Below are 20,477 nucleotides of genomic sequence, written 5' to 3' on the forward strand. Positions count from 1 at the left end.
TGATTATTGGGATCGCCGCTGGTTTTCCGCTTAGGTCACGGCATTTCGTACGGCGTACTCTTCGCGCTGCCATGCGTTGGTGTGCAGAATTTCACGCAGTTTCTCCACGGCATCCCAGATATCAGTGCGCGACAGGTACAGCGGGGTGATGCCGAAGCGCAGGACTTCAGGTTCCCGGTAATCGCCGATGACCCCTTGGTCGATCAGCGCGGCGATGATCTCGTAGCCATGCTCATGGCGGAAGCTGACGTGGCTGCCTCGCGCAACATGCTCGCGTGGGGTCACCAGTTCCAGCCCATAACCAGCGCAACGCGTCTCAACCAGTTCAATGAAGAGATCTACTAGCTCAAGGGACTTGGCGCGCACCTGGGTCATATCTGCTTCCAAGGCGATGTCGAGTCCTACCTCGACCATGGCCAGTGAGGTCATGGGCTGGGTGCCACACATGAATCGGCGGATGTCATTGGCTGGGGTGTAACTTTGTGACATTTCGAAGGGCTTGGTGTGGGACCACCATCCAGACAGCGGTTGCCAGAAACGTTCGTGGTGGCGGGCGTTGACCCAGATGAAGGCCGGCGAGCCTGGTCCGCCGTTGAGGTACTTATATGTGCAGCCCACTGCATAGTCGGCATCCGCAGCATTTAGATCCACCGGCATAGCCCCTGCAGCATGGGCCAGATCCCAGATCACCAGCGCGCCTGAAGCGTGGATCGCAGCGGTAATCTCATCCATGTTCCACATGGCACCGATCCGGTAATTCACGTGCGACAGCGCCACGACGGCAACACTGTCATTCAAGGACTCGCGCAATGAATCCTCGTCATCGATGAGCTTCACCTCGTACGCAACGCCGGTCTCCTGAGACAGCGAGTTGACCAGGTCTGCCAAGCCTTCGGCAATGTAGATGTCGGTGGGGAAATTATCGCGTTCGGTCAGGATCACCCGGCGCTGTGGCGCATCGGCTTTTTGCGTGCGCAGTGCCGAGGCCAATGCCTTGAATAGGTTCAGCGTGGTGGTGTCGGTGATGGCCGTTTCATTGGGTTTTCCGCCGAGCAAGCTTCCCAGCTTGTCCCCCAGCTTCAGTGGCAGGTCGAACCAGCCGGCTGTGTTCCATGAGCGGATCAGGCCCTGCCCCCATTCTTCACTCACCACCTGAGCTGCCCTTTCGGCAGCGCCCTTGGGCAGAGCTCCCAGAGAGTTTCCATCAAGGTAAATGGTGTCCTCCGGCAGGATGAAACGGTCAGCGAAAGCCGTCAAGGGATCCGCTGCATCCAGCTGGGACAAGGCTTGACGCGTCAACTCGGTAGACATTTTTCTCCTAGGATTTCAGTTCTCCACGCTGTAGTTATCGTAGAATCAAACACAAGATCACGCGACTGATTCAGAACTTTCATAAAGAATGAAATGAGATATCCGTGGAAAATTCTCTCTGGGAAGTGCAAGGCGATGCCGTTCCGAATCCTGTTCGCGTTGACGCGACCGATCTGGCGATCCTCTCGGAACTGAGCAAAGACGCCCGGATTCCCAATAACCTTCTCGCTGCCACGGTGGGCATAGCCCCTTCGACGTGCCTCGGCCGGGTCAAGGCACTATCCACCGCCGGAATCATCACCGGTTACCACGCGGCGATCAATGAAAAACTGCTTGGCGTCACGGTCAACGCGATGATTTCCGTGCTCGTCTCCCCCTCGGCCCGGGACCGGCTGCTTTCCTCGGCGAAGTCCCTGCAGCAGTTGCCCGAGGTCAAAGAGGTCTTCGTGCTCGGTGGATCGCCTGATCTATTAGTCCGGGTAGCTACCCGGAGCATCGATGATCTGCGCACCTTTGTTGCGGCTCATCTCGGATCCAACCGTGCGTTTTCTTCAACCCAAACAGTGATTATCTTTGAGCACCTGCGCTAGGTCTGCCTGCCCCGTCATCTAGTGGCATCTCTCATCTAGATCTCATTTGCATCCGGAACAATGGGTGGCATGGGAAAGGAAACGTTGCGCCGCATCGTGGCTTCCATCGCCGTCGTGGCGATCATCTGCTTGGGAGCCTTCGGGATCAGCCGCGCCTTGGGCGGCCCCTCGGATCAAGATCTAGGTGAAGGATTCATCTTCGAAGAAGAGTCCCCCTCACCGACCAGCGGAGTACCTAATGGCCCAACCCCATCGCCAAGCCCCTCCGCATCCAAGACCGCAAAGCCCACGCCATCCCCCACCCCCAAGCCGAGTAGCTCTACGAAGAAACCCACGCCTAAGCCCACGCCGACGGTCAAGCCCAAACCAAAACCCACGGCTCCGGTTCCGCCTAAGAAAACCGTCACCCCATTGCCACCGTCAGGGAACCAAAACTACGATGACGACGATGATGATGACGATTACGAGTCTGATGACGACGATGACGAGCTAGATGACGATGACTAAAGCACCCGAACGCCGATGGTCCATCCGCGCTCGCGTGCTCACCGGCATGTTGCTTCTAGTTGGCCTAGCCCTAGTGGCCGCGGGTGCCGCCAGCTTCGCTGTGCAACGCCACGAGCTCAATGAACGTCTTGATGAATCCCTCTCCCGTTCCGTTAAGGAATTCGGCGTACTGACCGAAACGGGTGTCGACCCGCGAACAATGAAAAGGTTCGAGCACGCTGAAGACCTGCTCTACATCGCTATGCAGCGCACCTTACCCTCACCCAAACAGGGAATGGTCTCCCTTGTTGGCAAGGAGGTCCGTTGGACTGCGCCGGATATCGTGGGCACCCGACTAGAAGACGATCCCGAATTCATCGACTGGGCCTTCCAAGTCCAAGACAGCAACCACATTCGGCTGGGCACCGTAAAAACGGATATCGCTACCTATCGGGCCGTTGTCGTTCCAGTGAGCCTTCCGGCCGATCATGAGCGCGGCTCCTTCGTCTTGGCCTATGACTACTCAGCCGAGGCCATCGCCAATGACCGGAACTTCATGATCTACAGCGCCGTAGGCGCGTTAGTCATGGTGCTCTCAGCTCTAGCGGCTTGGCTTGTGGTGGGGCGAATGCTTGAACCCATTCGCAAACTGCAGACCACCGCACAGCAGATCTCTGAAACCGACGTCTCCCAACGCATTGAAGTCTCCGGCAACGACGAATTTGCGGACCTAACTGTCACAGTCAATGAAATGCTGGACCGTATTGACGGCGCACTCAAAGCCCAACGCCAGCTGCTGGACGATGTGGGTCATGAACTGCGCACACCGGTGACCATCATCAACGGCCACCTGGAATTGATGGATCCTGATGATCCGCAGGATGTGAAGCAGAGCCGCGATATTGCCATGGACGAGCTGGGCCGCATGTCCCTGCTGATCAATGACCTAGTGACGCTCGCCAAGTCCAACCGCACGGACTTCCTGCAGATTGAGCCGGTCCAGGTGGGCAAGCTGCTTGATGACATCTTGGACAAGGCCCGCGGCCTCGGCCAGCGCCAATGGCGCATCGATTACCGCACCGAGGCTACCGTCAAACTGGACCCGATACGCCTGACCCAGGCCATGCTGCAGCTCTGCGCCAATGCCGTGAAATTCTCCGAGGATGATAGCCGCATCGCATTGGGCAACGAGATCCTACGCACTGGACATGGAGAGACCACCCTGCGCTGGTGGGTCTCCGATGCCGGCAGTGGCATCCAATCAGAGGACCTGGAACGCATCTTTGAACGCTTTGGACGCGGGCAGAACTCTGCACGCTCGTCGGGCTCCGGGTTGGGATTGAATATTGTGCAAGCCATCGCCGAAACCCACGGTGGCCGCGTCTGGGTAAACTCGAAGCCAAGCAAGGGTTCCACGTTCTATATTGATTTGCCGCTGTCGACTGGAAGCAAGGAAGCATGAGCCAAATATTGATCGTCGAAGATGAACCCCGCATCAGCTCGTTTGTCGCCAAAGGGCTGCGGGCTGCCGGGCTGACTTCCTCCATTGCAGAGACGGGCCACGACGGATTCACCCAGGCACTCGACGGCGAGCATGAATTGATCATCCTGGATTTAGGCTTGCCGGATGAAGACGGGTTCTCCGTTCTGCGCCGATTGCGGGCAGCACAGATCACCACTCCGGTCATCATCCTGACCGCTCGCGGAAGTGTTGAAGACACTGTCGCCGGGCTGCAAAACGGCGCGGATGACTACATGGCCAAGCCATTCCACTTTGATGAGCTGCTCGCCCGAGTGCGGCTGCGCTTGCGGACCGAAGACAACGCCCCTGAGGTTTCTTCCTTGACCCACGAAAATCTGCACATGGATCTGCTGCGCCGGAGGGTCACCGTGGATTCAACCGAAGTGGATCTTTCAGCCCGCGAATTCGCCCTGGCCGAAGCCTTTTTGCGCAACCCCGGCCAGGTACTCAGCCGGGAGCAGCTGCTTTCGCGGGTGTGGGGCTACGATTTTGATCCTGGTTCTAACGTGGTTGACGTGTATGTACGCTACCTTCGCAATAAGCTCGGCTCTGCACGCTTCGAGACTGTCCGCGGCTTCGGCTACCGGCTGGCAGCCGCAAAATAACTAGCCTTCGCGAGGCTTAGCGCAAGGTGGGATCCGGGACAAAGTTCTGTTGCAGCAGCCGGCTCCAGCGGTTTGCCGGCAGATGCGGATTGAGCAGAGCCACTCCGATGCAGTACTTGGACATGGACACTTCCCTGATTCCCAGCTCCGCCAGCGCCCGGTCCGAGGCTCCGCGGCCATCGGCAGACTTCGTCTCAACAACAATCAAGTCTGGCCCGTTGAGGTGAGTCTTTGAGTTGGCGTATTCCAGTTCGACGTCGCAGGTCAGGCGTTCGGAATCGATGGGGTTCACGAAAGTTGCACGTGTATAGGAACTGTCCAGCACAGGTTGCAGCTCTGGGACTTCCTGACCGTACTCACTGTCTAACACGGATTCCAGAAACTGTAGGTTCTCTTCAGTCAGCTCGCCTGCGGCATCCAGGTCTTGCTGGATCCGGTGTTTCACGGTTGCCCCGCGCAGACCCTTGGTCTTAATCTCGAACATGGACAGTCCAGTATCCGCGTAAGTTCTGGAGCGGACCTTGTAGCGTCTGCGTCGGCCTTGCCGGTGCGCCCGATACTGGTCAAAGTCTTCGGTATCGAAGTACACAGATTCATAGCGGAAAGTGCGAAGACCCTCGATCTGCATGATCTTGAACTTCTCGCCGAGGCGTTCCGACAATGCAGTGAACTGTTGTGGAGTGAGCAAGAATTTCTTATCAACACGCGTTTGTAGCGCGGCTTCAGACACCACTTCTTCCAAGCTGATCGGTTCTCGGCAGGCAACTGCTTCTTCCAACGCCTCACGAGCCTTTATCGCCCGGTCAGTTTGAATACGGCTATCCACGGCAGTCATTAGGACCACGTCTCCTGCTTGGCTCTATTCTGCACTGAGGAATTCTGGGCAGCGCTCTGTCCCTTAGCCAGTTCGTAAGTACCTGCATAGTTCTGCGCCTTAGCGTGGTTGCTATCCGAGCTAGTGGACGAAGCGGCATTGGTGCGGAATCGAACATCAACGATGGTTAGATCTCGAACCATATCCAGCTCAACAACCACGGTGCGCAGGACCTTGGCATCAAGCAGCTCTTCTAAAGCCGTCTGGAGCTCAGCCTTCTTGGCGTAGGACTTCTCCAAGGTGACTGTCTGGCGTTCGGTCCGTGGGGCGAAACTTGGGTGGTCCGCCAGGAACATGACCAGCACCAGGGCTGCGGTAGCGGACGGGGCCAACCATGCCGGGTCCGGGTGCAGGCCGTTGACCAAACCAATGGCCAGGGAAATGAAATAATAGGCGACTTCTTCCTGAGTCAGCGTGTCTGAGCGAAGGCGGATGATTGAAAGGATGCCGAAGAGGCCAAGACCCAACCCCATGCCGGCTCCGCTGCCGGAGAGCAGCAAGGTGACCGCGAAGATGCCCATGCTCAAGGCGATGTATGCAAGTACGAGGTCACGGCGGAAGTGTCGACGGAAGTATACGAAGTACACCAACACGGTAATGCCGATGACATTTGAGGCTAGTCCTGTCCAGAAAGACAACATTCTTATCCCTTTCAAAAGTATGAAGCGATGATCACTTCTAAATGAACTTTAGGAGAACAGGATGAAGACAAAAGTAGAACTAGATGAGAATGCCTTCATATTTCGATGAAGCACTTGACTTGAGGTTTTTGGAAATCAGACTAAATTTTCAGACTGGTTTCTGATCGCCTGCGAGGCATTGTGGAAGCCGGGAGGGAGTCTGGGCCAAGCTCCAGCAGCAGGAGATCAGGCACGCGTCGGCGTTGCTAGTGGCTCGCCAATTCGTTCCGAGCAGGTCAGTTTACTCGATGGTATTCCTGTGAACGCTCGGCGGAAGTTGCAGGACCTTCATCAAGAAATTCCGCGTGTACCAACCGAGTTCGAGATCTATTAGCGTCCAGGCTCGAAGGAATCCGCAACTTGGTCTTTATTATCCGGATTTGCAGTCTTACCGCTAACGTTGATCCTTCCGCGATTCTTCGTATGAACGACAACAAGCGGCGCGGCAGCACCTCCACGAAGCCCCATCCCACCCGAAACAGTTGCAGCAGAAACGACCTCGCGCTTCCAGTCTTGGCAATGCCTCGTATTTAGCCGCGGACCGCTTACGATCAAACCAACTCATACAAACATCAAGGCAAAGATAATAAAAGAGATAGTGAAACCTTTTGCTTTCTACACGCTCAGCCACCAGACATACAGCAAGGCCGTCATGCGCAAGGCCCACGAAATCAGTTTCGCATCGACCGCGTCTTTTCATTCATACGTAGCGGCTAAATCTGGGGTCGCAGCGGTGGCGTCCCACTACAAATCAGTGCCATCAATCCCTGCGAGGTCGCCCAGCGAATCAACCCACATCTCCTGCGTCACAGGTTCACGAACGGGTGCACCGGCGGCAGGATCCAAGGCCGTGGTGGTGATGCCGTTCAGCCGGCCGGTGACGGCCCACTCAAAGTCGCACCCCGTCGTATCAGAACGCTCACTTATACGCCGGCCAGCACCGCCATAAGCATAGGTAACGGTTTCCACTGTTCCATCAATGCTGCTGGTGGTGCGTGAAAATAACCGGTCCACCGTTTACTGGACGAACTCAGCGGCGACGTAGCCTACTGTTTCCTCATTCCTTTGCAGGTTGCGTGAGAGTGTCACTTCAGAGACTGGTCTCACTCTCAACGCCGGGGGACCTGAAAATGATCAAGAAGTTTCAAGTCTGATGACTGCATTTCTTTCCGTCTTAAATTTTGGATGGGGGAATGATAAATTCCATCAGCCTTCGACTTGCAAACGACCTGACTACATTCGTCGCATTAGTTAATTCTCGAGATTTCTTAGCATTTTCCGGAAAGTACATTTCCACGATTCCACCTGGGCGGCTAGCAAGCAAGCTCCTCAATTCGGTACGAAGCTTAGCAGTCTGCTCTTTGGATGGATTAGACAGCAGTTTCCGATAGACGTCATCTATTGCGCGTGAAAAATTGCATTCATCAATCTCTTTCAAGAGTTCGACAAGAGTCCTGAATGCGTTGTCTAGCTCAGTTTCCATCTGAATTCTCATTGCGGTAGTGGGGATGAATTTATTATTGTTCCCTTTTGAGGCAAGGTTCTAGTCTCACCTTCTAGCGGGATTTCCCATTGATACTTAGGGATATACATCTGCTCCGTTCCACCAGGGTAAATTTTGTCTTGGTATTTTCCGTCGCGTTGCGGCGCTACGATACCTGAATACCTTTCTGTATATTCCTTAAACTCCGCCTGGTATCTCGTAGTGTACGAAGTCGGCCCGTAATTTGGATTGTAGCCTTCCTCATGATTTTTTGACTGCCAGTGCAACGGCAAAGCTTTATCGTTGCGCACCTGCGCGAGATTTTGCGGTACATCATGTGACCAGAATTCGCCGAATGGCCGGTTGTCGTTTCCGACTCGGTTGAGAATTTCCGGCTTGTGATTATATCCCGATCGGTAGAACCCGTACTTGAACGTTTTCATGGTATCCCAGCTGAGCCATTTAGGCTTGTACGCTGTGACCCCACCGGGCAGAGCGCCAGCCAAGGTTGCCGCTCCAAGTTCGCTGGTCTCGATCTTTCCGTCGTTCTTGATAAGTCGCTCCACGCTACTGGTCGCAGCCCCCTCGACAGCGCCACTACCAGCCCCGATTGCAGCTCTCGAACCAAGACTCAACGTCTTCCCAGCAGTTTTCATAGCGATAAATGCACCAGATCCACCACCTAGTGCACCAGAAAGAGCTCCGACGCCGGCGTCTTTTGCTACTGTAGACCAGTCGATTTTGCCCGTTGAAAGCTCCTGATTAGCCATCGACATGCCTCCACTGATCATCCCGCCTGAAGCAGCCATGAGCGCAAGACCAGCCGGCCCACCAACCCCAGTGAACATCAATGCGACCCCAGCGAGAGCGATAGCACCACCAGCGATAACACCTTTGTGCTCACCAATCCATTTACCAGCAGTTTTCAGCCCATGCCGGATGGAAGATAAGGTGCTCTTCGCTCCTTCCAACGCAGAATGGCCAAATGACTTCGCTTGATTCCAGATGTTCTGGCTCTGCTGGGCATCGTTGTAGGACTTGAGCTCCTCAGCGCTCACGGTCTGCAACCCCAACGGGTCAATCTGATGCACCGGATCATTACCCGCATACGAATAAGGATTAGACGCCCAACCAGCACCCGTAATCGGTTCCAAAGCATCAGTACTCAAGAACCCACGAGCTTGTGCGGTGCGATCTTGTTGCTGTCTTCGAGCAGTCGGCGATCAGCGTCAGTGATTCGGGTGTTTGGCATACCCGCAAATCAATGCTCGGCGAAGTTCACACGCGGATCGACGCAAGGGTCGGGTTTGGGTCATTGAATCCGATTTTGATCTGCCCCAGCCATAGCCCCTTGCACACGGCCTTCGAATAATGCTCAGTGAGGCGACAAACGCTAGAGCATGCCCGCCGCAGATGCCAACCCATGCATTATTATGAGTTCGACAACGACAAAACCCAGGGAGAAAACTGCTGAGAGGATCAACAAGAAGATATCAGAGCTCTTCGAAGCCAAAACATCGTCGCTTTTTGACCTATTTTCTACTAAACTTTTCTTTTGTTGTTTCCAAAGGACAAAGGCTAGAGCCGGCATACCCAGCAACGTATACGTTCCAAGGCCATTTCCGTGTCTTCCTGCTCCCTCAACCACTGTTCCAAGAGGAATGAATATAAATCCGACCACGGCCAAGATCGAGGCTACAATTCCGCCTACCAATACGATTTTTATGGATTTTTTCCCATTTGCGTAAACCTCATCGCTGTTCACACGAAGATTATTAGTAACTGTCGGTTGGTCGTCACTGGTCATATTGTGCGTGATCTTCCTTCACCGTTTCATAGCCTTGTTCGCCCGCGAACTTAAGAGACTCCAAGCTGGTGCCGGCCATTAAGCCATCATCACTGCTTCCAAGATACGCCCCGAAACTTGGTCGTGCTTCATCGTTGAACTTAGCCCCAGGGAAGTGGGACATCAATCCACCAGTGCCCACGGCCCATTGATGCTCAAACCCGGTGAATTGTCATGATGTTGCGATCACCAGCTTCGCACCCAGCACCGAGCAACGAACTAGCTTCATCGACATCTAAGGGAATCGTAGGATCAACTAAGACCGCAACTCCAGACTCACTAAATAAGCCCTGCCGCTTCAGCAAAACCATACATGAAGGCTAATTGGCTCAAGATAAACATTGTTGCAATCAAGCAGGTGAATACCGTACCGGTGTTCAGCATTGCAATCGAAGTCTTGGCGTCATCACCTTTGGTTCGATTTTCTATTGCGCCCTTCCGAACCTGACGGAAGAGAATAAAAGCACCAATCGGAAAAATAACAAATGCATATGTCCCTAGGTTTGCATTTCGCCTCCCCACATCTTCAAGCATAGTACCGAATGGAATAATTACCAGTCCAGCAACTGCTAGGACTGCAGACAATATTGCAGTCACCAACATGATTCTGGAAACGAGAATACCGTTTCTTTCGGATTCCGGGCCATTCAGTTGGAGCTTCTTCTTTACTGGTGGGGTATCTTCGTTCACTATTCAGTCTCCCTGCCCCGTCAATTCGCTTGTGACAAACTCAGCACCATCAATATTGACACTCGCCATCTTCGCGGCGTAGCCATACCCTGCATATTCAACCATTGATGGTGACATATGTTGCTGATTGGCCGGAAGCGAAGGGTCGTCAACTTTAGGGCCAGGGAAATGAGTCATCACGGCGCTTCCCCCCACTGTCCACGCATGGTCCCAGAAAGCAACGTCCTTACCAGCAATACCCGCTTCGGTATATAGGCCAGCTTCACCGCCACCAATGCTTATCATGTAAGGGGCGAGCTTTGAAGCTCCGCCCCATCCTTCAGGTACCACCTTTGCAAGGGGCCCCAAACCACCGAGCCCACCTGAAACTGCGCCACCGGCATAAGCCCCCAATCCTTCTCTAAACGTGAATCCGCTACCCGGTTGGCTCCTGTCGTCAGTGGCGTATGCCCACCCCAGATTGCCCACACCCTCCACCTGGGAATTAGCCACACTTGTCTTCCACATGTCTGTCCAATTCTCTCTAAAGAAATTGGTCGTGCCTGCCCAATAGCCTGATCAGAGTCTTAAATGCGTGGTCTAGATTTGTTTCCATTACTACTTTCACCGAGGTAGAGGCGGCGTATTTAGCTGTGTCCCTTTTGCGGAAGAGTGTCAGGCTCATTTCCTTCTGGCTTCCGCCACAGGCTCCTGAGGACAGATATCTATTCTGTACCTCTTGGGTAGACATGGTCTTTATATTTTTCATCGCGTTGAGGAGCTACGATTCCCGAATACATGTCTGCGTCCGATTTGGATTCCGTTTAGAGGCGCGTTGTGCACGGGGTCGAGTCGCAGCCTTCGATATGCTCTTTGACTCTCACCTGTAGTCATGAACTCGAGAGTAAGACACGCCTGAACGCCTACAAAGGCTCCCACCACGACGATGGAGAGAGCACGAGCGCGACCCATGTAGTCCTGGCGTTCAGCAACCGGTCAAGTGCCCCACAACAGAGCATCTGAAACAAGCACTCCGGTTGGGCTGCCTCAGACCGTTCCTGCAGCCTCTGCAAAGCCATGCAAAAACATGATCTGAATGGCAACGATTAGTAGCGCAGCGAGAGCGTTCAGTATCGAAAAAATCGATCTGGTGCTTCTCCTCGTCACTATTTCATCGCCTTTCATTTTGTTTTCTGCATTTCCCCTTTTGTAAGAGTTAGCAAATAAGAACGCAACGATCGGAGGCATGAGCAGGGCGTACATCCCAATTACCTTTTCTCAATTGCCAGAAACGACGAATGCAAAAAGAGACTCCGACGAACGCATAGGTATTGGCATTACGACTATGCCAGTCCCAATAAACCAGTAGTTTCAGACAGTGGCAGCAAACAGATCTTTAGCGCTAGATAACAATCTGACTGAGCGTACACGGATACCGTTCTCAAAGGCCCCTTCCAAAAAGGGGTCAGCAATCCATTTGGGATTCTTCGTCGACTCAGAGCATCCCTGCAGCGTCTGCAAAGATATACAGGCCGACTATCTGCCCAGCTACAAAAAATGCACCGGCCAAGCCAGCCACTATGGCATTTACGCGAAATGTGGCGACAGAGGTCTTGAGGCTATCATCTTTCTTCTTAACCTCTGCAATGCCCCGCTTGAATTGCCAATACATCGAAAAGGCTGCTAAAGGGAATAGTGCAAAGGCATAAGTGCCCATACTCATGCCTCGCCTTCCTACATTTTCGATTACTGTATCGAACGGTATAACAAGTACGCCTAAGACCCCCAGAACCAAGCAGGTAACGGCAGACACCAATACGATTCGAGCACACAGTATTGCGTTCTTTTCAGATTCCACTCCATTCAGTTGGAGATCTAGCTTGCCAGCTACTGGCTCTTCACCGCTCATTTGTCACTCTTCTTGCTCCGTCAATTGCTCTTGTATGAATCTAGCAGCATCAACATTTGCGCTCGCCATCTTAGCACCGAAGCCATAGCCCCCATATTCAATCAATGAAGGAGAAAGATGTTGTTGGCTTGGCGAAAGTGTTGGGTCATCCACCTTGGGACCCGGGAAGTGGGTCATTGCGGCACTTCCGCCTACTGTCCAGAAATGATCCGCAATCGAAACATCCTCGCCTGTGATGCCGTTCTCCGTGTACAGACCAGCTTCGCCCCCCCCACCAATGCTGAGCCCATACGGCGCTACCTTGGATATGCCAGCGAATCGTTCAGGAACCACCTTCGCGAGTGGACCCAATCCACTTAAACCGCCGGCAACAAAACCTCCTGCGTAGGCTCCTAAACCTTCTCTGAACGTGAATCCGCTTCCAGGTTGGCTCCTATCGTCAGTGATGTAGGACCACCCTAAGTTTCCGACCCCTTCGACTTGGGAATTGACTACACTGCTCTTCCACATGTCCGTCCAGTTTTCCTTATAGAAATTGGAGGTACCAGTCTTCACGCGATTGGTAACCAACTGCGCACGGGATCTCGCCTGGCTTGATAGCGCACGATAGTGTCTAGTGATGTCGTTCTTGATGTAGCCAGCGCCGTTCCTCGCGTGTCTGAGCTCTGATTTAGCAAATGTGGCAATATCACGATAGGTTGTTGCAGCTTTTGCCTTCAGAATCTGAGCCTGAGTGCTGATGCTTTGCCGTGCTCCATTCATTGCTCCCTTGGCTTTCTGAACTACTCCTGGAATTCTGGAAGCTAGATTTTTCGCTGCGTTAGTAACACCGCCGAATGCCTTTTTGCCAACGTTAGCCACGCGACCTGTCAGCATTGATAACGGCTTGGGCCCGAATTTCATAAGAGGAACCGTAATGGCCCCGACCAATGCATCTTTTCCTACCATTGACCAGTCAGTCGCCCCCGTCATGAGCTCCTGGCTGGCCATAGAAACGCCACCACCGATCATTGCACCGGAAGCTGCCATAAGCGCGATACCCGCTGGCCCACCAACACCAGTACAAGTCAAAGCAACACCAACCACCGCTAAGCCAACGCCAGCAATCACTTCCCAATGCTCGCCAACCCAATGCCCAGTCTTATTCAACCAACCCTGCTGCGAATCCGAATAAGCTTTGAGCTCTTCAGCGCTCACTGGAGACAAGCCGAGTGGGTCGATTTGATGGATCGGTTCATTACCCGCGTACGAATATGGGTTTGATGCCCAACCAGCACCGGTGGTTGGTTCCAACGGATCAGTGCTCAAGAATCCACGGGTTGATGGGTCATACAATCGTGCGCCCAACCAGTCCAAACCCTGGACGTTCAGCTGCCCGTTACCGGTGAGCTGGACATGTTCCAGCAACCTCACTGTCTGTCCGGGTGGGGTGTTGCTATGAATGACCGATCTCGCTCAACCCTGACAGACCGGGCACCGCTGAAAGGCCTAACTACCTAGTCATACCCGACTAAAATGCAACTCACTACTGAACTTATTCGTTCAACTTGTGGTATTCCTGTGAGCTGGGCGAACGACGTTCTATCGGCATTCCGATGTATCTCGAATACCAGCCGATCTCAAAGATCCATTGACTGCCCGATTTAAACTTGGCCGCTGCAAGTTCAGGTCGATCCGGGTCTACGGTTTTACCGTCAACATTGATCCGGCCACAATTCTTGGTCTTTACAACTATGTGGGGCGCCGCGCCTCCGGTCCGGAAACCATCACCACCGCTAACGACTTGCGCAGACTCAACTTCACACTGCCACCCACGTCGGTCCAAAGTATTCAGCCATGGGTTCAGCAGATAAAGAGTCATGAAAATAGCTAGAGCCATAAATGCTGTCATTACTATTGCATCGCCTGCTTTTTTCCAAACGATTTGTAGTAACCGGTATAAATTTTTTGCAAAATCTTTGACGTTGGACATGAAGGTTCTCAACTTGAACCTTCCCTTCTACTAGTGGCGCCCCGAAATGGTTCCAGACGAACCACGCGCGAACCCTTGCAACGCAGAGTTAATACCTTCTGTTTCGACCGAATCATCTTGACCCTTGTCAGCAGGCTCGCTTGTTAAGCGTGTATATCCATAGCCAATTCCTGCACCCGCAAAACGATCAGTAAGTTGTTCTCCGGAGAACCCGGCCCAATTAAATCTTACCAACGGGTCTGCACGTCGGCCGTGAGTTGAATGACGTCCGCGTGTGAACGGCACGGATAATTTAGGTAGTTTGCGCGAAATAATTCCAGAAACTTTCGAAGAAGCCAAGCCTACGCCACCGGCGCTGACCGCACCAAGGCCGAACCCAAGCCCCGTCTGAAGTACGTAGTCCGACCATGTGTTTGGCTCACCATCCCTATACAAAGCTGTAGCATTGCTAGCGGCGCCGCCTCCTCCTGCGGAGATGACTCCGCGGGCCACGGGCCGGCTCAGTAGTTTTTGTCCAGCCTTGTGAACGAATTGCGAGGACCCCGATCTTATTGCACCAATTGATGCGCTTGCCCCCTTGGCAGCGATTGCGGCGATGCCACCTGATGCCGCGCCACCAGCAGCTCCTATCAACGCGTCGTTTCCGACCTTTTTCATGTCAACTTTTCCTGTTGTCGCTTGTTGAGCGACAAGTGATGCCCCGGCTGAGGTCATCCCGCCAGTGACTGCGCCCATCATTACCAGTCCCACAGGTCCACCCACGCCGGTGAACATCAATGCTGCGCCACCAACCATGAGAGCAGTGCCTGCGATGTATGGATGTTTCTCTATCCAGTTACCGGTTGCGCGAACTGCGTCCCCGACAAAGCTGTCGCTGATCGCATGCCCGACCGAAGCCGCGCCAGATCTTACCTGGTTCCAAAGGCTCTGACCTTGCCGCGCTTCCGAATAAGCTTTGAGTTCTTCTGTGCTCACTGGAGACAACCCGAGTGGGTCGATCTGATGGACGGGGTCGTTACCTGCGTAGGAGTATGGGTTTGATGCCCAACCAGCACCGGTGGTTGGTTCCAACGGGTCAGTGCTCAGGAATCCACGGGTTGATGGGTCATACAGGCGTGCGCCGAGCCAGTCCAACCCCTGGACGTTCAGCTGCCCGTTACCAGTGAGTTGAACATGTTCCGGCAACCCAGGGATACCCGTGATACCAGTGCCCGTCCCCATTCCGGTTCCAGGAGTTGAGGGGAGCCCGGGTACAGCGTTCTGCGACCACGGAGTTGCGGGATGCGAAGGGTGCGCGCTACGCCAACCAGCAACCGACACGTGTCCATCGACGATGGTGTTGCCTGCCGGTGCGTGAGTCACCGAGACCCCGCCAACAGCCAGCAACTCTGGGGTGGTTGCGGTGGTATCCCACCACAAATCAGCACCATCAATCTGGGCGAGGTCACCCAGCGCGTCAACCCACAACTCCTGTGTCACCGGTTCACCAGCGGGGGCGCCGGTGGCAGGATCCAAGACGGTGGTGGTGATGCTATTTAACCGGCCCGTGGCGGCCCATGAGAAGACGCGCTCCGAAGAGTCAGAACGTTCGCTGATACGCCGCCCCGCCCCGTCGTAAGCGTAAGCGACGGTTTCTACTGTTCCGCCAGGGCTGGTGGTGGTGCGGGAGAGTAGCTGGCTCGCAGCATCATAGACATACTCAGTCGTCCTTCCGCCGTCGGTTTCACGAATCAGGCGGCCAGCAGTGTCATACACCCACTCAGAACTCAACACCGTCGCAGGCGTATTGGTTGCCGGCGTGCTGGTTGCAGAAGCCGCTCCTGTGGAGTTTTCTTCTGAAGAATATGCACTGTCGCTACCGGTCACCTCATAGACGCCCACCAACTGGTGCGCACCATCAAAAGCGTACTGGGCGTTCACCCCGTTAGAGGACTGAACGCTGGCGATACGTCCCAGATCATCACGAGCAATCGTGGTCACCACCGGTGCCTGGCCACCACCAGAAACCTCATGACGACTAACAGCACCAAAGGCGTACTCCCACGACTGGGTCACCGCCTGATCCAAAGCATCTTTCGGCTGAGCAGCAGTAGAAACCAGCTGCCCTTCATGGTCATAGGTGTAAACAATTTGCCCGAACACCGGGTGTTCTACCACGGTCACTCGACCTACTAGGTCATGGCCATAGGACACGGTGATGCCGGTCGGGTCAGTGACCGACACAACCCGACCCTCACTGTCATACGCCCACGACGGGCCCTGGCCATCACGAGTATGCGAGAGCAGGTTGCCGACCCCGTCAAACCGCAGCACGTGCTCCACCGGAACACCAGCACTCCTGGTGTGGTCAGTAATGCTCACGCACCTGCGGGCGGCATCACGAGCATACTCAGCCAACACACGCGTCGGAGTCCCCACGGTTTTCAGCTGGCCTGCCCGGTCATAGGTCCACCGCAACTCTTGCTCGTCCCCGGTGCGCTGCCAGATCAAACGACCCGCCGCATCATAACCAGCACAAGTCTTTCGTCCCAGCGGGTCAATCTCCGCGATCAGGCGGCCGGCGTCATCGTATTCCCGTGATGAGACATTGCCCAACGGGTCAATCGTCGTGATCAGATTGCCGGTGACGTCGTATTCGTAGCGGGTCACCCCGCCCACACCGTTCGCCACCGCAGTCAACTGGCCTGCTGCATCGTACTGGAAGTGGCGGGTGCCGTGGATCGGGTCCTGCAACCCGGTCAAGCGGCCGCACGCGTCGTACTCGAAGCGTGCCGCGCCTTGGGCGATGACCCGGCCAACCTTGTCATAGAACGTGTACTCCGACTGCCACTGATCTTCAGACGCCTCCGCGCTGCTGGCGTAGTGGCGTGCAATAACGAGGGAATCCTCGTTATATTCCAACCGCACTTGGGCACCGGACGGATCAGTCATCACACTCGGACGCCCGGCAGCATCATACTCGTACCGGGATACGGCCCCGCTGGGCGAGATCTCTTGGACCATGCGGCCAGCGAGATCATAGGTGAACTTGGTGAGGTGCCCTTCGCCGTCCAAAAATTCAACAACACGTCCAGCGAGGTCGTAGACCATAACTTCCGCCGAACCATCAGGGGCCACAGACTGTACTGGGCGCCCGAACTCATCAAACTTGATGGTTTCTTTGCTGAACGCATCAGCGACGGTCAGTGTTTTTGTCTTCTGGTCAATGGATGCTGATTCGCGCACTCCGGTCGGGTCCACAGTGGCAGTCAGGTCCCCGTTGACACTGTATTCGTTACGCCATACCCCACCCAGCGGGTCAGTTACAGACCTCAGCTGGGAGAGCAGATCATGCTCAAAAGACCAGCGTGCTCCGTTGGCTAGCGTGACTGCCTCGACGCGTCCGAGGTCATCGTAGGCTTGCTCGGTGGCGCGGCCTAGCGGGTCGATAGTGGAGATTAGGTGACCATGGACCGGATCATATTCGTAGGTAGTGCGTCCACCAGACGGGTCGATACTGGCACTAATGCGGGCGTTCTCACCGTACTCATACCGCCAGGTGCCGCCCTCAGCATCCGTGAGGCGAATCAGGTTTCCCACGGTGTTGTATTCAAATACGGTGGCAGCACCAGAGGGGCTGATGGCCCGAATGAGTTGCCCTGCACCATTTCGTTCGAAAGTGGCCACGTTACCGTACGCGTTGGTGATCGCGGTGAGATCACCGTGGTCGTCATAGTCGAGGGTGATGGTGACACCGGTCGGGTCAACGACCTTGGTCAGTAAACCATCGTTCCAGGTCATCTGCGAGTGCCCACCCATGGGGTCGATAATGACCGACGGGTTACGAGTCGCCCCAACAACAGCCCCAGCTACTTCGGCCGTTGGGTCTGAGTACTCAAAAGTGGTGGTTCCCCCGTTGCCGGCTACCATGGTAGTAATACGGTCATTGGCGTCGTACCCGTATGTGAGCTCACCGCTATCGCGGGTCTTGGTACGAATTCGGCGTCCGCGACTGTCATACTGATGCCGGGTCACGCCACCGTCACGCTCAATAGCGTTCAGTAGGTTGCCATGGGCGTCGTAGGACATGCGTTGCTCTTGATCATGGCCATCAGTAACACTGATCAAACGTCCCAGAGGATCAGAAACATAGGTGTTGGACCGTGACCCATCCACGTCAGAAACACTGGTCACCAAACCCGGAAGATAGGAGAATCGGGTGATGCGGCCGAACTCGGAGATCTGGGTGATGACGCGGTTTTTCTCGTCATAGGTGTTCTCGGCCTCAACTACACCATGAGCATCAATAACCTTGTAGATCAGCCCTGCTGCATTCCACTCGTAGCGTCGAGTGCCCGCACCGGTTGCGGTCACTGAGGTCAACTGACCGGCGGAGTTATATTCATAGCTCGCTGTACGACCGTCACTAGTAGTGAGTGAAGTGATTCGCTGTTCCGGATCGCCTGAATTGCCCTGATTTTCCGCAGTGTCAGTAGTGAGACGTTCAATGCTCACCCAGCGACCGTATTCATGCACCAATCGGGAAACGCGTGCACGCTCGTCCCGTTGCACCTCAATGCGGGTGCCTTCACCTTGAGTAGCGAACAACCAAGCTCCAGCGTGGTTGAAACCCCATTGGGCGCCCTCATTGTCGGCGACGACGAGCAGTTCCGTACCGTTGATAATGTATTTGTTCAGCCAGTAGTTAGCCGCGTTAGCCCGGTCCCAGCCATCTCCTTGACGAGCGAAGAAGAGCTCGCGGCCGTCAGACATGACACAGGTAGCACCTTCAGCAGTGAGGTTCAGCCGGATATCAAAGATACTGTCCCAGCCGGGTCCGAAGGACCCGTTGGTTTCCGAGATGCTGTTGTACATGCGTTCAACACGCAAGGCTTGGGCTGCGCCAGCGAAGGTGAGGTCGAGTTCAGGTTCGATGAAGTTACCGGTCGCGGTATTGATCGGATCAGATGCGTAACCGGTGGTGGTTTCGCCACCTTTGACCTCGGCGGCAGGGACTTTCAAATCGCTACGCGTTGCGCCGACACCAGCATTTTTCAATGCAGCGAAGAGTGACGCGTTGGAGACGGTGGATACGGTTCCTTCGCCACCGGCGGCTTCGAAAGCATCAGCGACGGAGCGGGCCCAGGTGACGTCGTTTTTATTGGCTGATAGCCAGTCGTTGAATGCAGTGATGACGCCGTCGGCATTCAGGGTTCCGAACTTGCATTGGGAGGCGAAGTCGGTGAGTTGTGTCCTCAGGGTTCCGGGAAGAGATGACAGATCATCGTTAAGGCTTGAAGAACCACTGGCATATGAGCGTAGGTTGGTTGGGTTACCAGAGGAGACACCGTTGGAGGCGGTGGCTAGTTCCAGCGGGCTCTGACGAGCCATACCCTTTGGAGTTACTGGTGCGGGCTGAGACACTGGCGCAGAACTGGGCCCAGTGGGTGCAGGGCCCTCAAGATGGAAAAATTCTTCGACTTTCCCTACCCAGGATTCCTTGCGCTCGAAGTACTCTCGAGCGACCCGACGCCGGTCATTCTCTTCTTTAGCTTGCCGCGCCAGGTCATCCGCTGCTGCAGCGACGTTGTCGAGCTGAGTTGCAAGTTCGGTGGCATCGGATGACGCGGTTTCAGCGTTGAATTTGAACCCATCGGCGAAGCCACCCTTGAAGTCTTCACTACCTGTAGTAACCAGGGAGTTCCGTTGCGAGTGCTGATCTCTGACACTTTGCGCGGCTGACCGGAATTTACCAGCAACTGTTTCTGCAGTACTGAAATTAAAAGTGAGGTCTTCGTTGCCGTGCATAGCCATGGGTGGAACTCCTGGGGATCAGTTACGTTGAACTGTCGCGTTAGATAAATGAAGAACAGAGGCGTAGCGAAGCCACCGGCGACCTGAGGTGGGGCCGGTGGCTTCGTTGTCATAGACAGGAACTAGCCGTTACCGCCAGCGGAGAAGATGTCCTGCGAGATCTTGCCGAGTTGCTGGTGCAGTTCTTCTAGCTCGGTGCGGGCCTTATCTAGGGCTGCCTTGGTTTCCGGCCAGGTATCGTTGCGGAACTGAGAAGCAAGGTTTCCGTCCCAGATATTTGGGTCAGACAGGATGCGGCCCTGCGAGTCCAGTGCGTCGATCTGATCGGTGAATCCACCGGTGATGATGTTCTGTAGCTGCGTGATGGCAGTTTTGGCTTCTTCGGTTGATAGCACGCGTGGTGGCATGAATCTCAGCTCCTAACAAATTTTAACGAATGGATTGCGGACAAACACGCCTTGTTAACTATCAATTCACTAGGACATGTTGATCGGCACCTATTCGACCAACTGGTCGACTGATTACAATCTAACGCAGCATCCTCGGTCGCGCAATTCATCCACTACATTGACTTGTAACATCATTTTTCAGCAAATCTGCCATTAACTAGTGGCTATGTGATCGCTACAAGGAGGATTCCCGTGAATCCCCTCAGTAGGGAAGCGATCTCAGCAAATTTATTTGAACCTTCAAGTTAAGTCTCTCCCGTGGAAGAATATGACAAGATTCGATTCAAC

General features: G+C 54.5%; 18 protein-coding genes. 4 read left to right on the top strand and 14 right to left on the bottom strand.

Annotation, left to right across the window (positions count from 1 at the left end):
• Positions 1 to 30 precede the first annotated feature (30 nt).
• Positions 31 to 1,311, bottom strand: a complete 1,281-nt coding sequence (kynU, locus tag FJV47_RS13000; RefSeq protein ID WP_159613701.1) for a kynureninase — start codon at positions 1,309 to 1,311, stop codon at positions 31 to 33.
• Between the two features lie 104 nt (positions 1,312 to 1,415).
• Between kynU and FJV47_RS13005 the strand changes: the two genes are divergently transcribed.
• From FJV47_RS13005 to FJV47_RS13020, 4 genes are all read left to right on the top strand, one after another.
• A complete protein-coding gene (locus FJV47_RS13005; protein ID WP_235026459.1) occupies positions 1,416 to 1,901 on the top strand; it encodes an Lrp/AsnC family transcriptional regulator in 486 nt (161 codons plus the stop codon).
• Between the two features lie 69 nt (positions 1,902 to 1,970).
• On the top strand, positions 1,971 to 2,408 hold the full coding sequence (locus tag FJV47_RS13010) for a hypothetical protein (RefSeq protein WP_159613703.1): 438 nt from the start codon (positions 1,971 to 1,973) through the stop codon (positions 2,406 to 2,408).
• Complete coding sequence (locus FJV47_RS13015) at positions 2,401 to 3,849, top strand: cell wall metabolism sensor histidine kinase WalK (protein ID WP_235026460.1); 1,449 nt, start codon at positions 2,401 to 2,403, stop codon at positions 3,847 to 3,849. The genes FJV47_RS13010 and FJV47_RS13015 overlap by 8 nt, the downstream gene beginning before the upstream one ends.
• Positions 3,846 to 4,514: a response regulator transcription factor gene (locus tag FJV47_RS13020; protein WP_159613705.1), complete on the top strand. Its 669-nt coding sequence runs from the start codon at positions 3,846 to 3,848 to the stop codon at positions 4,512 to 4,514. The genes FJV47_RS13015 and FJV47_RS13020 overlap by 4 nt, the downstream gene beginning before the upstream one ends.
• Before the next feature lie 16 nt (positions 4,515 to 4,530).
• On the opposite strand, the gene FJV47_RS13025 is transcribed toward FJV47_RS13020, so the two are convergent.
• The 13 genes from FJV47_RS13025 to FJV47_RS13085 form a co-directional block, all read right to left on the bottom strand.
• Positions 4,531 to 5,349 carry a polyphosphate polymerase domain-containing protein gene (locus FJV47_RS13025; RefSeq protein WP_159613707.1) on the bottom strand — a complete coding sequence of 273 codons (819 nt, stop codon included), beginning with the start codon at positions 5,347 to 5,349 and terminating at the stop codon, positions 4,531 to 4,533.
• Positions 5,349 to 6,029 carry a DUF4956 domain-containing protein gene (locus FJV47_RS13030; RefSeq protein ID WP_159613709.1) on the bottom strand — a complete coding sequence of 227 codons (681 nt, stop codon included), beginning with the start codon at positions 6,027 to 6,029 and terminating at the stop codon, positions 5,349 to 5,351. Before FJV47_RS13030 ends, FJV47_RS13025 begins: the two co-directional genes overlap by 1 nt.
• Positions 6,030 to 6,812: 783 nt before the next feature.
• Positions 6,813 to 7,037 carry a hypothetical protein gene (locus FJV47_RS13035; protein ID WP_159613711.1) on the bottom strand — a complete coding sequence of 75 codons (225 nt, stop codon included), beginning with the start codon at positions 7,035 to 7,037 and terminating at the stop codon, positions 6,813 to 6,815.
• Between the two features lie 522 nt (positions 7,038 to 7,559).
• Positions 7,560 to 8,720, bottom strand: coding sequence for a hypothetical protein (locus FJV47_RS13040; RefSeq protein WP_159613713.1), 1,161 nt, complete (start codon positions 8,718 to 8,720; stop codon positions 7,560 to 7,562).
• A gap of 224 nt (positions 8,721 to 8,944) precedes the next feature.
• Positions 8,945 to 9,316 (bottom strand): hypothetical protein, encoded by a 372-nt coding sequence (locus FJV47_RS13045; RefSeq protein ID WP_159613715.1) that lies wholly within the window; start codon positions 9,314 to 9,316, stop codon positions 8,945 to 8,947.
• Between the two features lie 31 nt (positions 9,317 to 9,347).
• The gene (locus tag FJV47_RS13050; protein WP_159613717.1) at positions 9,348 to 9,539 is read right to left on the bottom strand and encodes a hypothetical protein; all 192 of its coding nucleotides are present in this window, start codon (positions 9,537 to 9,539) and stop codon (positions 9,348 to 9,350) included.
• Between the two features lie 137 nt (positions 9,540 to 9,676).
• Entirely contained in the window at positions 9,677 to 10,087 is a 411-nt protein-coding gene (locus FJV47_RS13055; protein ID WP_159613719.1) for a hypothetical protein, read from the bottom strand.
• Positions 10,088 to 10,090: 3 nt separating this feature from the next.
• Positions 10,091 to 10,579, bottom strand: coding sequence for a hypothetical protein (locus FJV47_RS13060; protein WP_159613721.1), 489 nt, complete (start codon positions 10,577 to 10,579; stop codon positions 10,091 to 10,093).
• A gap of 982 nt (positions 10,580 to 11,561) precedes the next feature.
• The gene (locus FJV47_RS13065) at positions 11,562 to 11,975 is read right to left on the bottom strand and encodes a hypothetical protein (protein ID WP_159613723.1); all 414 of its coding nucleotides are present in this window, start codon (positions 11,973 to 11,975) and stop codon (positions 11,562 to 11,564) included.
• Positions 11,976 to 11,978: 3 nt separating this feature from the next.
• Positions 11,979 to 13,388 (bottom strand): RHS repeat-associated core domain-containing protein, encoded by a 1,410-nt coding sequence (locus FJV47_RS13070; RefSeq protein ID WP_235026461.1) that lies wholly within the window; start codon positions 13,386 to 13,388, stop codon positions 11,979 to 11,981.
• A gap of 121 nt (positions 13,389 to 13,509) precedes the next feature.
• The gene (locus FJV47_RS13075) at positions 13,510 to 13,947 is read right to left on the bottom strand and encodes a hypothetical protein (protein WP_159613727.1); all 438 of its coding nucleotides are present in this window, start codon (positions 13,945 to 13,947) and stop codon (positions 13,510 to 13,512) included.
• Between the two features lie 30 nt (positions 13,948 to 13,977).
• Entirely contained in the window at positions 13,978 to 19,740 is a 5,763-nt protein-coding gene (locus FJV47_RS13080; protein WP_159613729.1) for a DUF6531 domain-containing protein, read from the bottom strand.
• Positions 19,741 to 19,862: 122 nt separating this feature from the next.
• Entirely contained in the window at positions 19,863 to 20,147 is a 285-nt protein-coding gene (locus FJV47_RS13085) for a pyrophosphorylase (protein ID WP_159613731.1), read from the bottom strand.
• Between the last annotated feature and the right edge of the window lie 330 nt (positions 20,148 to 20,477).

Origin of the sequence: Glutamicibacter sp. JC586 (assembly GCF_009805585.1) — a bacterium.
In the GTDB taxonomy this organism is placed as follows: domain Bacteria; phylum Actinomycetota; class Actinomycetes; order Actinomycetales; family Micrococcaceae; genus Glutamicibacter.